This window comes from Pseudomonas sp. TAE6080, from assembly GCF_018732265.1.
Classification (GTDB): domain Bacteria; phylum Pseudomonadota; class Gammaproteobacteria; order Pseudomonadales; family Pseudomonadaceae; genus Aquipseudomonas; species Aquipseudomonas brenneri.
The window spans coordinates 126,090-141,285 of sequence record NZ_JAHIDY010000006.1; the positions used below are offsets into that span (position 1 = coordinate 126,090).

Annotated in this window: 14 protein-coding genes; 5 read left to right on the plus strand and 9 right to left on the minus strand. The window is 62.1% G+C overall.

Translation table 11 applies throughout. The features are described from left to right. Window positions 1–249 precede the first annotated feature (249 nt). A complete protein-coding gene (locus tag KL786_RS07030) occupies window positions 250–1,185 on the plus strand; it encodes a chemotaxis protein CheV (protein WP_065942574.1) in 936 nt (311 codons plus the stop codon). 109 nt (window positions 1,186–1,294) lie between these two features. Then, a complete protein-coding gene (locus KL786_RS07035) occupies window positions 1,295–2,101 on the plus strand; it encodes an MOSC domain-containing protein (RefSeq protein ID WP_076963792.1) in 807 nt (268 codons plus the stop codon). A gap of 63 nt (window positions 2,102–2,164) precedes the next feature. On the opposite strand, the gene ppnP is transcribed toward KL786_RS07035, so the two are convergent. The 8 genes from ppnP to KL786_RS07075 all read right to left on the minus strand — a co-directional run bounded on the left by ppnP (window position 2,165) and on the right by KL786_RS07075 (window position 11,449). After that, the gene (gene ppnP, locus KL786_RS07040; protein ID WP_215517138.1) at window positions 2,165–2,449 is read right to left on the minus strand and encodes a pyrimidine/purine nucleoside phosphorylase; all 285 of its coding nucleotides are present in this window, start codon (window positions 2,447–2,449) and stop codon (window positions 2,165–2,167) included. A gap of 48 nt (window positions 2,450–2,497) precedes the next feature. After that, a complete protein-coding gene (locus KL786_RS07045; RefSeq protein WP_215517139.1) occupies window positions 2,498–3,040 on the minus strand; it encodes a 3'-5' exonuclease in 543 nt (180 codons plus the stop codon). Window positions 3,041–3,110: 70 nt separating this feature from the next. Continuing rightward, window positions 3,111–5,045 carry an acetyl/propionyl/methylcrotonyl-CoA carboxylase subunit alpha gene (locus KL786_RS07050; RefSeq protein WP_215517140.1) on the minus strand — a complete coding sequence of 645 codons (1,935 nt, stop codon included), beginning with the start codon at window positions 5,043–5,045 and terminating at the stop codon, window positions 3,111–3,113. A 148-nt stretch (window positions 5,046–5,193) separates the two neighbouring features. Continuing rightward, the gene (locus tag KL786_RS07055; protein WP_215517173.1) at window positions 5,194–5,955 is read right to left on the minus strand and encodes an enoyl-CoA hydratase/isomerase family protein; all 762 of its coding nucleotides are present in this window, start codon (window positions 5,953–5,955) and stop codon (window positions 5,194–5,196) included. Between the two features lie 17 nt (window positions 5,956–5,972). Continuing rightward, window positions 5,973–7,130, minus strand: a complete 1,158-nt coding sequence (gene atuD / locus KL786_RS07060; RefSeq protein WP_032862768.1) for a citronellyl-CoA dehydrogenase — start codon at window positions 7,128–7,130, stop codon at window positions 5,973–5,975. 20 nt (window positions 7,131–7,150) lie between these two features. Beyond that, window positions 7,151–8,767 carry a geranyl-CoA carboxylase subunit beta gene (gene atuC / locus KL786_RS07065; protein ID WP_215517141.1) on the minus strand — a complete coding sequence of 539 codons (1,617 nt, stop codon included), beginning with the start codon at window positions 8,765–8,767 and terminating at the stop codon, window positions 7,151–7,153. Window positions 8,768–8,770: 3 nt separating this feature from the next. Further along, on the minus strand, window positions 8,771–9,658 hold the full coding sequence (locus KL786_RS07070) for an SDR family oxidoreductase (RefSeq protein ID WP_215517142.1): 888 nt from the start codon (window positions 9,656–9,658) through the stop codon (window positions 8,771–8,773). Window positions 9,659–9,670: 12 nt separating this feature from the next. After that, window positions 9,671–11,449, minus strand: a complete 1,779-nt coding sequence (locus tag KL786_RS07075) for an acyclic terpene utilization AtuA family protein (protein WP_215517143.1) — start codon at window positions 11,447–11,449, stop codon at window positions 9,671–9,673. 157 nt (window positions 11,450–11,606) lie between these two features. Between KL786_RS07075 and KL786_RS07080 the strand changes: the two genes are divergently transcribed. The 3 genes from KL786_RS07080 (at window position 11,607) to KL786_RS07090 (ending at window position 14,219) form a co-directional block, all read left to right on the plus strand. Next, on the plus strand, window positions 11,607–12,230 hold the full coding sequence (locus KL786_RS07080) for a TetR/AcrR family transcriptional regulator (protein ID WP_032862762.1): 624 nt from the start codon (window positions 11,607–11,609) through the stop codon (window positions 12,228–12,230). Between the two features lie 97 nt (window positions 12,231–12,327). Next, on the plus strand, window positions 12,328–13,125 hold the full coding sequence (locus KL786_RS07085; RefSeq protein ID WP_215517144.1) for a substrate-binding periplasmic protein: 798 nt from the start codon (window positions 12,328–12,330) through the stop codon (window positions 13,123–13,125). 80 nt (window positions 13,126–13,205) lie between these two features. Continuing rightward, window positions 13,206–14,219 (plus strand): GNAT family N-acetyltransferase, encoded by a 1,014-nt coding sequence (locus tag KL786_RS07090; RefSeq protein WP_215517145.1) that lies wholly within the window; start codon window positions 13,206–13,208, stop codon window positions 14,217–14,219. 87 nt (window positions 14,220–14,306) lie between these two features. Here KL786_RS07090 and KL786_RS07095 read toward each other — a convergent pair whose 3' ends face one another. Further along, the gene (locus KL786_RS07095) at window positions 14,307–14,858 is read right to left on the minus strand and encodes an RNA polymerase factor sigma-70 (RefSeq protein WP_029298131.1); all 552 of its coding nucleotides are present in this window, start codon (window positions 14,856–14,858) and stop codon (window positions 14,307–14,309) included. Window positions 14,859–15,196: the final 338 nt, after the last annotated feature.

The window sequence follows — 15,196 nt, forward strand, 5'->3', positions numbered from 1 at the left end:
TGGATATCGCGAATATCAGGTTGGACCCGATTGTGACTAGGGGAATCCCCTATGGCGTGGAACCTCGTGGTGTTTTGAGGGTCACGCGTGGCTGACGGGCTGGCAGTGAGATGACTTCAGTAAAGCATGATGTCAGTGTGACATCAATGCATTTGCGTGGCATTTTAGCGGGGGTCAAGGTCTGGCACTGTTTGCCGATAACCTCTTCCAGTAAGCAGCAAATCTTTCAGCGCACCCCAGGAGTCTTCAATGGCCGGCATTCTCGACACGGTAGATCAACGCACGCAATTGGTGGGTGAGAATCGCCTGGAGATCCTCATGTTTCGCCTGGCAGGGCGCCAGCTGTTCGCGATCAACGTGTTCAAGGTGCAGGAAGTCCTGCAATTGCCCAAGCTGACGCTGATGCCCCAGCGCCACCCGTTTGTCTGCGGCGTGGTCAACCTGCGCGGCCAGACCTTGCCGGTGATCGACCTGTCCCAGGCCATCGGCATGCGCCCACTGGTGCCGGGGCCTAACAGCACCATTATCGTTACCGAGTACAACCGTTCGGTACAGGCCTTCCTGGTGGGCGGCGTCGACCGTATCGTCAACATGACCTGGGAGTCGATCCTGCCGCCGCCGGCCAGCGCCGGGCGCCAGCACTACCTCACGGCGATCAGCAAGGTGGATGAGCAGTTGGTCGAGATCATCGACGTGGAAAAAGTCCTTGCCGAGATCGTGCCCTACAACGCCAAGGTCTCCCGGGAAAAGCTCGAAGACCCGGTGCTCGAACGGGCCCGTGGCCGCGAAGTGCTGTTGGTGGATGACTCCAATGTGGCCTTGTCGCAACTGCGCGACACCCTGGGGCAACTGGGGGTCAAGATGCATATCGCCAGTGACGGCCTCAAGGCCTTGAACATGCTCAAGGCGTGGGCGGACAGCGGTGTGGTGATGACCGACAAACTGTTGATGATCTTCACCGATGCCGAAATGCCCGAGATGGACGGCTACCGCCTGACTACCGAGATCCGCAACGACCCGCGCCTGCGCGGTCTCTATGTGGTGCTGCACACTTCGTTGTCTGGCAGTTTCAACGACTCGATGGTGAAGAAGGTCGGTTGCGACAACTTCCTCTCCAAGTTCCAGCCCGACAAACTGGTGGACGTGGTGCGCCAGCGCCTGATGCTGGATGAAATCCCGGCCTGATCCCCTGCCGGGGCCTACAGGTGATGGTGGCCTCGAATGCCAGCGGATATTTTGATTCTGCCAGCGGCCTCGTATAGGGTGACGTTTTTGCTCACAGGAACCCAGGCTCATGCTTCGTCTCAGTGCGTTGTATCGGTACCCCTTGAAGTCAGGCAAGGCAGAAACCTTGGCGCATATCGGCCTGGATAAACTCGGGCTGGACGGGGATCGACGCTGGATGTTGGTGGATGAGGCCAGCGGGCGTTTCCTGACCCAGCGGGCGGTGGCGCAGATGAGCCAGCTGTCGGCACTCTGGAATGCCAGCGGTGGCCTGACCTTGAGCGGTGCCGGCCGGCCCACCCTGGAGGTGGCGTTGCCCGGCGCTGACGCCGAGTTGCGTGGTGTCACCATTTGGCGCGACACCTTGCGGGTTCCCGATGCCGGCGATGAAGCGGCACGCTGGGTCAGCGACTTTATCGGCAAACCGACCCGGCTGGTACAGGTGCCCCTGGAGCGCGCGCGCACCACGGCGGCTGGTTATGGCAAGGATGATGACCAGGTTGCGTTCGCTGACGGTTTTCCGTTGTTGCTGATTGGCCAGGCGTCCCTCGACGATCTGTCGCAGCGTATCGGTCGGCCCATGGAAATGCTGCGCTTTCGCCCCAACCTGGTGATTGAAGGCAGCGAGGCCTTTGCCGAGGATGGCTGGAAGCGTATCCGCATTGGCGATGTGGAGTTGCGGGTGGTCAAGTCCTGTTCCCGTTGCATCCTCACCACCATCGACCCGGCAACCGGTGAGCGCAGTGCTGACCGTCAGCCGCTGGCAACCTTGGAAACCTACCGTAAAGAGCCCGATGGCGTGATGTTCGGCCAGAACCTGGTCAATGATGGGGTTGGCCGCCTGGAAGTCGGCATGCCGGTGACGATCCTGGAGTAAACCAGGCTTCACAGAAAATGCCCGTCTCACAGAGACGGGCATTTTTTTGCGCGGGGTAAAGGCTTAGCCGCGGTATTCGCACAGGTAGGCAGTGTCCACGGCCACTTTGAGCTGGAACTTGCTGTCGGCAGGCACATTGAACTGGCTGCCGGCGGCAAAGGTTTCCCAGGCATCGCTACCTGGCAACTTGACGCTCAACGCGCCTGAGACCACGTGCATGATTTCCCGCTGGGCCGTGCCGAATTCGTATTCACCCGGTGCCATGACGCCGATGGTCGCCGGGCCTTGCGGGGTACCGAAAGCGATCGACTTGACGGTGCCGTCGAAGTACTCATTGACTTTGAACATGGGTGAATCCTCGAAAAAAGGGGCAAGAAAGGCCGGCCAGTATGCCTTCTACACGGGCAAAATCAACGGCAGCAAGCGTGCCGTGTTACGCGCATCTTCCAGTGCCCGGTGTTGCTGGCCGTTGAACTGCATGCCCGCCAGTTGCAACGCACCATTGAGCCCCAGCGGCTTGTCCAGGCGCCGGGCCTTGGCGAAGCGTTGTTTGAGGTTCACATGGCGTGTCTGGCCAAGCACACTGGCCAAGCCATGGCGCTGCCACTCCAGTTCCAGTTGCTGGCGGTCGTAGTCGCCCCAACTGGCCCAGCCTTCCAGGCGCGGATGGTGCTGGCCCAGCCAGCGTTCGAACAGCGGCCAGACCTCGGTCAAAGGCGCCGCGCTGTCGATACTGGCCTGGCTGATGTGCGTCAACTGGCGGCAGAACGGCGTCAGCAACGGCCGGCGCAAAGGCCGCACGAAGCGCTGGAAGTGATCCAGTTCGCGGCCTTGACGGTTGACCAGGCTCACGCCGATTTCGATGATTTCCATCTCCGACACGGGCCAGCCGCCTTCATCCGTTGTGGCTTCAAGATCAATAATCAGCCAATGAGGCATCGCAGGTTCCCGTACTCATCCCTTTCTGATGGGGATAGAGCGTAGCCAAGCCTGGTAGTTCCGCCCAGGGCTACTCGATCTGCAGCAATACCTGGCGATTGCGCACCTGATCGCCTGCGGTGACGTGAATGGCCTTGACCACACCGTCGATGCCCGCCTTGAGCGGGTGCTCCATTTTCATGGCTTCGAGCACCAGCAGCAGTTGGCCTTTGCTCACCCTATCGCCTTCGCGCACCTGCGCCAGAATGATGGCCCCGTCCATTGGCGCCTTGACCGTACCGTTGCTGGCTGGCGTTTCACGACTGGCCACGGTTTGTGTCTGATTGCTCACGCACAGGCTGTTGCCGGCGTGCAACAGCCAGAGATGGGTGCCTTGCAAGTGATAGGCAACCCGTCGCCGAACGCCATTGATGTCCAGGCTGGCCCAACGCCCGTCGCTGTGGCGGATGTGTATATCGATGTTGGCGACTTGCACATGATCGTCCGCCAATAGCCGCACGCTGACCTCGTGACGGTGTTCATCGATGCCCAGGCGGTAGGTCCAGGGCACGTTGGCGTTGTTGCGCCAGCCCGCCAGGGCCGGGCGATGCACTGCCGAGCTGTGCCGATAGAACAGGGCGGCGGCCAGTGCCAGCGCTTCTTCGCTGATGGCGGGGCGGGCAATATCGCTGAAGTGTTCGGCGATAAACCCGGTGCTGAAATCTGCCGCGACAAACTGTGGATGCTGGAGCAGGTCCGCCAGTAACCGCTGATTGCTGGGAACCCCCAGCAACACGCAGTCCTGCACCGCGCGCAGCAGCTTGCGCCGCGCCTCTTCGCGAGTGGCGCCATGGGCGATGATCTTGCCCAGCATTGGGTCATAGAACGGGCTGATGCGCTGCGGGGCCTGCAAGCCATGGTCGACCCTGACGCCGGCCGCCGGCTCCCAGCGCAGTACCTCGCCGGTTTGTGGCAAGAAACCCTGGGCCGGGTCCTCGGCGTACAGTCGCACCTCCATGGCATGGCCGGTCAGCGTCACCTGCTCCTGGCGCAACGGCAGGGGTAGGCCGGCGGCGATTTGCAGTTGCCAATCCACCAGGTCCAGGCCGGTGATCAGTTCGGTGACCGGGTGTTCCACCTGCAGGCGGGTGTTCATTTCCAGGAAATAGAACTGCCCGTTCTGGTCCAGCAGGAATTCCACGGTGCCAGCACCGACATACTCCACCGCGCGCCCGGCCTTGAGCGCCGCCTCGCCCATGGCCTGGCGCAGCTCGGCGGTCATGACCGGGCAGGGCGCTTCTTCGATGACCTTCTGATGGCGGCGCTGCACCGAGCAATCACGCTCGCCCAGGTAGATCAGGTTGCCGTGGGCGTCGCCGAACAGCTGGATTTCCACATGGCGTGGCGCAATCAACGCCTGCTCCAGAATCAGCTCGTCGCTGCCAAACGCGTTCAGGGCTTCGGAGCGTGCGGTGTGCAACTGTTCTAGTAGTTGCGCAGGCGTATGCACCAAGCGCATGCCGCGTCCGCCGCCGCCGGCACTGGCCTTGATCATCAGCGGGTAGCCGATGCGTTCGGCCTCGTTTTGCAGGGTGGCGTCGTCTTGTGCGCTGCCCTGATAGCCGGCAATGCACGGCACACCCGCGGCGAGCATGGCGATTTTCGACAGGCGCTTGCTGCCCATCAGTTCGATGGCGTGGGCGCTGGGGCCGATGAATACCAGGCCGGCGGCGATGCAGGCCTTGGCGAACTCGGGGTTTTCCGACAGAAAACCATAACCGGGGTGGACCGCATCGGCGCCGGTGAGGCGCGCGGCGTCGAGGATCGCCGGGATGTTCAAGTAGGACTGCTGCACCGGGGCTGGGCCGATGTTGACGGCTTCGTCGGCCATGTGGACGTGCAGGGCGTTGGCGTCGGCCTCGCTATAGACTGCCACGGTGCGGTAGCCCAGGGCCTGGGCGGTGCGCTGGATGCGGCAGGCGATTTCGCCGCGGTTGGCGATCAGTATTTTATTGAAACTGGGCATGTTCGGTCCCTGTTTGATTGGTTGCGCAGGTGTTGGCTTATGTGGGAGCTGGCTTGCCTGCGATTGCATCACCTCGGTATCCCTGACAGACCGAGGTGCCCGCATCGCAGGCAAGCCAGCTCCCACAGGGGATGTGGCGTTTTCAAGATCAACTCACCCACCTGGCCTTGCGCTTCTCGACAAACGCCCGCGTTCCCTCAATGCCTTCTTCCCCGGTCACCGCCTCGGCAAACCAATCAGCCGCACGATCCAGCAACGGGCCCAACGGCTGATCCACACTCTCCAGCAGCAACGCCTTGGTCATCGCATTGGCACGCGGCGCACAACGCAACACCTGGCCCAACACCTCATCCAGGCGCTGCGCCAACCCCTGGGGATCATGCTCGACAAAATGCACCACCCCCAGGCGCTGCGCCTCGACCCCGTCAAACCGCGCCGCCGTCAACGCCAGGCGCCGGGCCTGGGTCAGGCCGATACGCTGCACCACAAAGGGTGCGATCTGTGCCGGCAGCACGCCGAGGCTGGTTTCCGGCAAGCCGAACTGCGCCTGGTGATCGGCAATCGCAATGTCGCTAACGCACGCCAGGCCAAAACCACCGCCCAACACCGCACCCTGCAACACCACGATCACCACCTGCGGCAATGCCTGGACCTCTTGCAGCAGCGCACCAAACACCCGGTTCAGATCTCGCAAGCCCTCGCGGCTGCTCGCACGGCTCATGTCCTTTACATCACCGCCGGCACAGAAATGCCCACCGGCGCCGCTGATCACCAATGCCCGCACCTGCTCGTCACGCGCGACATCCGCCAGCACCGTGCGCAGCTCGCTGACCATCTGCAAACTCATGGCATTGCGGCTCTGCGGGCGATTGAGGGTGATGTGCAGCACGCCGTTGTGCGGCTCCAGCATCAGCGTCTCGCAGGCATTCACGACTTTTTACCCGGCAGCGTGCCCATCAGTTTGCAGATGATCCCCAGCATGATCTCGTCGGCACCGCCGCCAATCGACACCAGGCGCACATCGCGATAGGCGCGGGCCACCGGGTTGTCCCACATAAAACCCATGCCGCCCCAGTATTGCAGGCAACTGTCGCTGACTTCACGGCCCAGGCGCCCGGCCTTGAGCTTGGCCATCGAGGCCAGCCGCGTCACGTCCTGGCCCTTGATGTATTGCTCGGTCGCCTGGTAGACCAGCGCACGCAGGCATTCGATTTCGGTGGACAGTTCGGCCAGGCGGAAGTGGATCACCTGGTTGTCGATCAAGGCCTTGCCGAAGGTCTGGCGCTCCTTGCAGTAGGCGATGGTGCTGTCGATACACGATTCCAGGCCCTTGATCATATTGGCTGCGCCAAACAGCCGTTCCTCCTGGAATTGCAGCATCTGCATCATGAACCCCGCGCCTTCATGGCCGATGCGGTTGCGCTGGGGGATGCGCACATCATCGAAAAACACCTGGGCAGTTTCCGAGCTGTGCATGCCGAGCTTTTCCAGGGGCGGGCTGACGCTGATACCGGGGGTGTTCATCGGCACCATGATCAGTGACTTGTTGATATGGGGCTTGCCGTCCGAGGTGTTGGCCAGCAGGCAGATAAAATCGGCACTGGGGGAGTTGGTGATCCACATTTTGCTGCCGTTGATCACGTAGTCGTCGCCATCCTTGCGTGCGTGGGTTTTCAAGCCCGCCACGTCGGAGCCGGCGCCGGTTTCCGAGACGCCGATGCAGCCGACTTGTTCGCCGCTGATGGCCGGGCGCAGGAATTCCTCGCGCAACTCATCGGAGCCAAAACGTGCGAGGGCCGGGGTGCACATATCGGTCTGCACGCCGATGGACATCGGGATACCGCCGCAGTGGATGGTGCCGAACTCTTCGGCGGCGACAATCGAGTAGCTGTAGTCCAGGCCCATGCCGCCGAACTTCTCGGGCTTGGAGATGCCCAGCAGGCCGAGGTCACCGGCCTTGCGGAAAATCTCGTGGATCGGGAAGCGCCCGGCTTTTTCCCATGCGTCGACATGGGGGTTGATCTCGCGGTCGACAAAAGCCCGTATGGTACGACGCAGCTCTTCGTGTTCCTGGGTGAAGATCATTTTTATTGTTCTCCTGATCGTTAAAAGCGCGCGACGCCGAAGCTGTTGGGTTGCAATTGGCGTACCTGGGCCTCTTGGCAGATATCCAGCAGGTAACCCAGCAAGGTGCGGGTGTCCCGTGGGTCAATCAGCCCGTCGTCCCACAGGTTGGCGCTGCCATACAGGGCCGTGGACTGGCTATCGAGTTTCTGTGCGGTGACCTGTTCGAGCATGTCGAGCATCTTGGGGTCGGGCACCAGGCCGTCTTTCAATTGCTTGGCCTCGGTGACAATGCGCAGCACTTTGCCGGCCTGGGCGCCGCCCATCACGGCGGTGCGGCTGTTGGGCCAGGCAAAGATAAAGCGCGGGTCCAGGCCGCGGCCGCACATCGCATAGTTGCCGGCGCCGTAGGAACCGCCGACCACCACAGTCAGCTTGGGCACGCGGGCATTGGCCACCGCCTGGATCATCTTCGCGCCGTGCTTGATCACCCCTTGTTGTTCGGATTCGGTGCCGACCATAAAACCGGTGGTGTTGTGGAAGAACAGCAGCGGGGTCTGGCTCTGGTCGCACAGCTGGATAAACTGCGCGGCCTTGCTCGCGCCCTTGGGGGTGATTGGGCCGTTGTTGCCGATAAACCCGCAGGCGCGGCCCTGGATCTGCAAGTGGCCGCAGACGGTGTGGGGATCGTACTCGCCCTTGAATTCGAGAAAGTTGGAGCCGTCGGCGATGCGCGCGATGATTTCCCGTGCGTCGTAGGGCTTTTTCGGGTCGTCGGGGATCAGCCCCAGCAACTCTTCAATCGGGTACAGCGGCTCGGCGTAGGCCCGCACCGGCAGGGGCGGCAGCCGGTCGTCCCACGGTAATAGGCTGACAATCTCGCGCACGATGCGCACGCCGTCGGCATCATTTTGCGCCAGGTATTCGGCGGTGCCGGCGGTTTGCGCATGCATCTGGGCGCCACCCAGTTCTTCATCCGTCGCCACTTCGCCAGTGGCCGCCTTGAGCAGCGGGGGGCCGGCCAGAAACAGCTTGGCCTTGCCGCGCACTACCACCACGTAATCCGAAAGTCCCGGTTGATAGGCACCGCCAGCGGTGGCCGAGCCGTGGACTACGGTGATCTGCGGCAGGCCCATGGCCGACATCCGTGCCTGGTTGGCAAAGCTGCGCGCACCTTCGACGAAAATCTCGGCGGCGTAGTTGAGGTTGGCGCCGCCGCTTTCGGCCAGCGTCACCACCGGCAGTTTGTTTTCCATGGCGATCTGTTGCAGGCGCAGGGATTTTTTCAGGCCCGATGGCGAGATCGTGCCGCCCTTGATCGCACTGTTATTGGCCACCACCAGCATGCGCACGCCGCTGACATAGCCGATACCGGCAATCAAGCCGCCACCGGCGGCGCTGCCGTCCTTGTCGTCGTGCAGCTTGTAGCCGGCCAGGCTCGCCAGTTCGAGGAAGGGCGCACCGGGGTCGAGCAACAGGTTCAGGCGTTCGCGGGGCAGCAGTTGGCCGCGTTTGTCGAACTTGCCCTTGGCTTCGGCGGCCTTGTCCAACAGGTTCTGTTCCAGTTGGCGCAGGTGGTTGATGGCCGTGAGCATGGCCTCGCGGTTCTGTGTGAACTGTGGGCTATGGGCGTCGAGTAGCGAGTCGATGACCGGCATGGTTTATTGGCCCTCCTTGAGCACATCCGGCAGGTAGGCACGGTGGAAACCATTGAAGGACGGGCTCGGCGGCTGGGCCTTGTGCAGCGGCCAGGCACGGCTGCCCAGGCTGGCGGCGCCGTCGATGCGCAGGGTGCTGCCGCTGACGAACGCGGCGGCGGGGCTGAGCAGGAACACAATCGCCGCGCTGACTTCCGACTCGGTGCCAATGCGCTTGAGCGGTACATGCTCGCGCAGGGTCGGGATCACCGCCTTGAACGCACCTTCGTAGGTGTCCATGCCGCTGGAGGCGATCCAGCCTGGCGCCACGGCATTGACCCGCACCCCGGCGTAGCCCCACTCGAACGCGGCGGTCTTGGTGAAGTTGTCCATCCCCGAGCGTGCCGCGCCGGAGTGGCCCATGCCAGGCATGCCGCCCCACATATCGGCCAGCATGTTGACGATGGCGCCGCCTTTTGTTCCCAAAGAAGGTTTGCTCATGGATTGGTTGAACACCTCACGCGCCATCAGGAAACCGCCCACCAGGTTGGTGCGCAGCACCGTTTCAAAGCCTTTTTGATTGATCGACGCCAGGGGCGAGGGGTATTGGCCACCTGCGTTGTTCACCAGGCCGTGGATTGGTCCATGCTGCTCGATAATCTGGCTGACCAGCGCCTTCACCGCCTCTTCATCGCGAATATCGCAGGCCTGCCAACTGGCGCGGCCACCGTCATCGCTGATTTCCTGGGCGACACCTTGCAGTTTTTCCGGCTTGCGCCCCACCAGCACCACATGGGCGCCGAGGGCTGCCAGTTCGTGGGCGGTGCAGCGGCCGATGCCACTGCCGCCACCGGTGACGATAATGGTCTGCCCCAGGAACAGGTCGGCTTTGAAGATCGAGTCGAAGGCCACGGCGAGAGTCCCTTAGTTGAGTTGATCGGCGAGGTGGCGGGGCACGGCAATCGGTATTTCCAGCAGTTGCTGGGCGAAGGCCTTGCCCTGTGGGTCGATGCGCAGGCTGGCGATACCGCCGCCGCCCAGGGCGTTTTCCAGGAGGAAATTGAGGCTGTGGCTGCCGGGCAGGTACCAGCGTTCCACGCGCCCATGCACTGGGTCGAGGACGTGGCTCATCCAGTCGACGATCACCTCGGGCGTCAACGCCTCTGCAATCCACGGCAAGTATTCGGGCCGGCGCGCGATCACGCCGATATTGCTGTGATTGCCCTTGTCACCGGAGCGCGCCACGGCCAGTTTGACCAGGGGCACGCTGGCGTCGGCGCGGCCTTCGGGCCGGGGTGGGTCGAGGGGGGCGTGGGGTGTGCCTAAGGCGGCCGTGGCCGGCAGCTCGCAGGTGTGGGACTGGCCCTGGAAGTCGACGCTCAAGGTGCAGGCGCGCTTATCGATCAGGAACGAAAACAGGCGGATCAGCGGATACACGGTGGGCCTGCCGCCAACGATGCCGGTCAGGCCCGGCGCCATGCCGGTGGCTGCCTGGGCAATTTCCCGGGCGAACAGCACCAGCGCTTGTTTGTTCGGGTGGCGCACCGCCAGTTTGAGCACCACCTCGCGGCAATCCTGGCGCCGGGCGTGGGCGCCGTAGGTGGCTTCGCTGCCGAGCAATTCAATATTGACCTCGGTATAGGGCGCCCAGCCGCGCTGGCTGAACAGTTGCGAAGTCTTGTTGATGATCGCCTGGCTGACCCGCTCGGCCTTGGCCACCGCATCCATGCCGGCCAGCAGGCAACTGGCGGTGCAGCGAAAACCGTCGGGGTAGGTGGCGCTGACTTTGTACTGATCGGTCGGCGCCAGGCCTTTGGCACCGCGCAGGCGTACGCGGTTTTCGCCTTGTTGCTCCAGCGTGACCTGGCTGAAGTCGCAGATCACATCCGGCAGCAGATAGGTGCGGGGGTCGCCGATTTCATACAGCAGTTGTTCGGCGACGCTCAGTTCGCTGATCAACCCGCCCGTGCCCGCAGCTTTGCTGACGGTGAACTGGCCGTCGGCGCTGACGTCGACAATCGGGAAGCCGATGTGCTCGTAGTCCGGCACCTCGCGCCAATCGGTGAAGTTGCCGCCGGTGCACTGCGCGCCGCATTCGATGATATGCCCGGCCAGCGCGGCCTGGGCCAGTCGGTCGTAGTCCTGCCACGACCAGTTGAATTCATGCACCAGGGCCGCGCTGACCACCGCGCTGTCCACTACGCGCCCGGTGATGACGATATCGGCGCCCAGTTGCAGGGCCTGGACGATGCCCGGCGCGCCGAGGTAGGCATTGGTCGACACGCACATCGCCGGCAACGGCGCGCCGCTGAACATATCGCTGATGCCCTGCAGTTGCTTGAACTGCGGTTGCAGGTCGTCGCCCAGCACCACGGCGATTTTCAGCGGCACCCGTGCCTGGTCGCAGGCGGCCTGCAATGCCGCGGCGCAGGCCTGGGGGTGGATGCCGCCGGCGTTACTGATCACGCGGATGCCCTGGCGCTGGATATCGGCGAGCAATGGCGCAAGCACTTCGACAAAGTCCGTCGCGTAGCCGGCCTGGGGATCCTTCATCCGCGCCCCGGCGAGGATCGACATGGTGACCTCCGCCAGGTAGTCGAACACCAGGTAATCCAGGGCGCCGCCGTGCACCAACTGCGCGGCGGCGGTGCAGGTGTCGCCCCAGAATGCACTGGCGCAGCCGATACGAACGGTCTTGTCCATGGGACGTCCTTCTCTGGAAAATCGCTGGGTCGAGACTACCAAGCAAGCGCTTGGTTTGTAAACTCTGCTCATAACTTTTGCCCAAGCGCTTGCTTGGGTGGCTGTCACGGCCTAAATTGCCGGCCATGACGCAATCAAAGTAGTTGAGGAGAGCAGCATGGATGAGCAAAAAGCCCTGGAGGTGATGCGCACCATGGTGGACGGCGGGCAACTGACCGACCCCGACAGCGCCCGGGGCAAGCTGCTGCAGACCGCGGCTCACCTGTTTCGCAACAAGGGCTTTGAACGCACTACCGTGCGTGACCTGGCCAGTGCTGTGGGGATCCAGTCCGGCAGCATCTTTCATCACTTCAAGAGCAAGGACGAAATCCTGCGGGCGGTGATGGAAGAAACCATCCATTACAACACCGCGCTGATGCACGCCTCCCTGGCCGAAGCGAGCAACGTGCGCGAGCGGGTGCTGGCGCTGATTCGCTGTGAGTTGCAGTCGATCATGGGCGGCAGCGGCGAAGCCATGGCCGTGCTGGTGTATGAATGGCGTTCGCTGTCGGCAGAAGGGCAGGCCCAGGTGCTGGCGTTGCGTGATGTCTACGAAGATATCTGGCTGCAGGTGCTGGGTGAGGCCAAGCAGGCGGGTTATATCAAGGGCGATGTGTTTATCACCCGGCGTTTTCTGACCGGGGCGTTGTCCTGGACCACGACCTGGTTCCGCGCCCAGGGCAGCATGACCCTCGAACAATTGGCCGATGAGGCGTTGCTGATGGTTCTCAAGGCTGATTAGGCCTGGAGCGCAAGCCATTTATTGTCGGGCCGAAAGTTGTCTCTCCAGACAAAAACGCCTAGCTTAGCGAGATTCAGATTTGAACGGTGCGTGCCTGATGTTTTCGCCATTGCGGCTGGCTGCGGGACTTACAGTATTGGCAATGGGCACCCTGTGGCAGGCGCAAGTTTCGGCGGCCCAGTTGGTGCGGATCGGTGCCGCGCATTTTCCGCCGTACACCGTGCGTCCGGAGCAGGGCGCCGACACCGGATTGCTGCCGCAACTGCTGGAGGCGCTGAATCGTACGCAGACCGATTACCAGTTCGTGCTGGTGCCGACGTCCATCCCCCGGCGTTTTCGTGATTTCGAACAAGGCCGGGTCGACATGGCCATCTTCGAGAACCCGCAGTGGGGGTGGCAGGATATTCCCCATACCAGCGTCGACATGGGCCTGGAGGACGCCGAGATTTTTGTCGCCCAGCGCCAGCCCGGTCGCGACCAGGGGTATTTCGCCGAGCTCAAGGGCAAGCGCCTGGCGGTGTTCAGCGGTTATCACTACGCCTTTGCCAACTTCAACCCCGACCCCAAGGCCATGGCCGCGCAGTTCAATGCCACGTTGACCTATTCCCATGACAGCAACTTGCTGATGGTGACCCGTGGCCGTGCGGATATCGCCCTGGTGACGCGCTCCTACCTCAGCGACTTCATGGTGCGCAATGCCGACACTGCCGGGCAGTTCCTGGTGTCCGAACGCATTGACCAGGTCTACCACCACTACGCATTGCTGCGGCCCAAGGCAGCGATCAGTGGCCCGGCGTTTGCCGAGTTGCTCAAGGGCCTGCGCGACAGTGGCGAGTTGCTGAAGATCTTCGAACCGTACCGCATCGATGTGCTGCCGGTAGCGGATGCGCCCTGATCCCGGTAACGGCGCTTAAATTTTTGCTGTTGGTTCACGTCACTTCGTCTAACTGTCGATGATTACCGTGAGCCCCTTCCATGCCTAATCCCAATGATTTGTCAGTCCTGCCACTTCCGGCAGGGCCCACCCTGAACGCAGACGAAAGCGATAGCCGCCTGACCCTGACCCTTGCAGGCCAGCCGTTGGTGCGCCTGCGCCTGGCGCGCGGCGATGCACTGGACGTGCATCTGCAAAACCCCGCTGAGGTTCCTTCGGTGCAAGCCTTGTGGGCAGCGTGTTACTGGCTGTTTGCCCGGGAACCCGAGCGCCAGCAACTGACCTGGCACCTGGAGCACACCCCTGACGATGCCCTGCGCAGCGGCCTGCTGCTGGCCACCGACGTGGCGGGGCAGTTGCGTTGCGAGCGCACCTTGTTCTGGCAATTGCCGCAGCCGTGGTTGGGCCAGCCGTTGAATGATGCCTATCCGCAGCAGATGATTATCAGCAACGGCAAGCGCCATCCGGTGCGTGCGCCCAAGCCGCGCGGTGAAGTCTATCGACGCTTCGATGCACGCCTGGGTGCGTGGATCTCACTGCGCACGCTGGAGATCGATGTCGACCTGGCGCGCTTCAATCGCTGGCAGAACAGCGCGCGTGTCGCCAACTTCTGGCAGGAAAGCGGCAGCCTGGAGCAGCATCGCGACTACCTGACGAAGCTGGACGCCGACCCGCATACCCTGACGCTGATCGGCTGTCTCGACGATGAACCCTTTGCCTATTTCGAGGCCTATTGGGCCAAGGAGGACCGCATCGCGCCGTTCTATGATGCGGACGATTACGACCGGGGTATCCATATGCTGGTGGGGGAGGAGCATCACCGTGGGCCGCACAAGGTTGCCAGTTGGCTGTCGGCGCTGGTGCACTACCTGTTCCTCGACGACCCGCGCACCCAACGCGTGGTGGCGGAACCGCGAGCCGACAATGCGAAGATGATCGGGCATATGCAGAACCAGTGTTTCCACTGCGAGAAGGAATTCGATTTCCCCCACAAGCGTGCGGCGCTGATGATCCTGGGGCGGGAGCGGTTTTTTGAGCGGTGTGGGTTGGTCTGAGCGCTACAGGGCAACGAATATCAAATGTGTGGGAGCGAGCAAGTCCGCTCCCACACAAGCTCACCCGTGATTGCAATTGCGGGGTGCTCAGACGCGTCGGGCAAAGGTATCGCTATGCGTCCCCGAAACCTTACGGCAGTGCACCAACGCATCGCGGATCATGAAGTTGACCAGGGTCGGCGACACGCCCAGTTCCTTGGCAATGTCCTTCTGCGGCACGCCATGCAGGCGGTACATCTCGAACGCGTAGCGCGTGCGCTGGGGCAACTCGGTCAGGGCGTCGGCGATGTTTTCCAGGGTGGAAAAATTGATATGCGAGGTTTCGGGTGAAGCGCCATGAATAACCACATTCAAGCCTTCCTCTTCCGTCCCGGAGTACTTCAGTTCCAGGGCCTGTTTACGGTAGTGGTCGATAGCCAGGTTGCGCACGATCTGGAACAGATAGCTCAGTTGCGCCTTGAACGACGAGGTGATCTGCGGTGCCGATTGCAGTCTGAAGTAGGCGTCCTGCACCACGTCTTCGGCGCGGGAACGGCAGCCGGTAATGCGCGCCGCGATCTTGACCAGGATCAGTCGATTATCGACAAACGCCTGGAGTAACGGTGAATCGCACCTGCTTGTGGATACTTGTTCCGTCATGGAAATCACCTTGCTGCAATAAGGTTTTAGTGGAGGGCATCCTTGCTGAGGCCTCCTACATATCGGGCAACAAATTATTCTTAATGATAATGATTGTCAAATGAGAAGTGGGATTAATCTTATTCCGAAATATAAATTGTGAGGCGCTTCTCTTTGTGTGTGGGCCTGGGCCTGCTGACTAATTATTTTGTCGGGCCATCCGTTCTCATTGGTGACAGGCCAGCCAGCACGCTGGCCAAGGATTTGCACCCGGAGGAGGACGACATGCGTTTGTATCGCGAGAACCCAGCGTTCCAGGCAAGGGTGGTCTGAGATGAGCACATCGACCCGCTGGCACC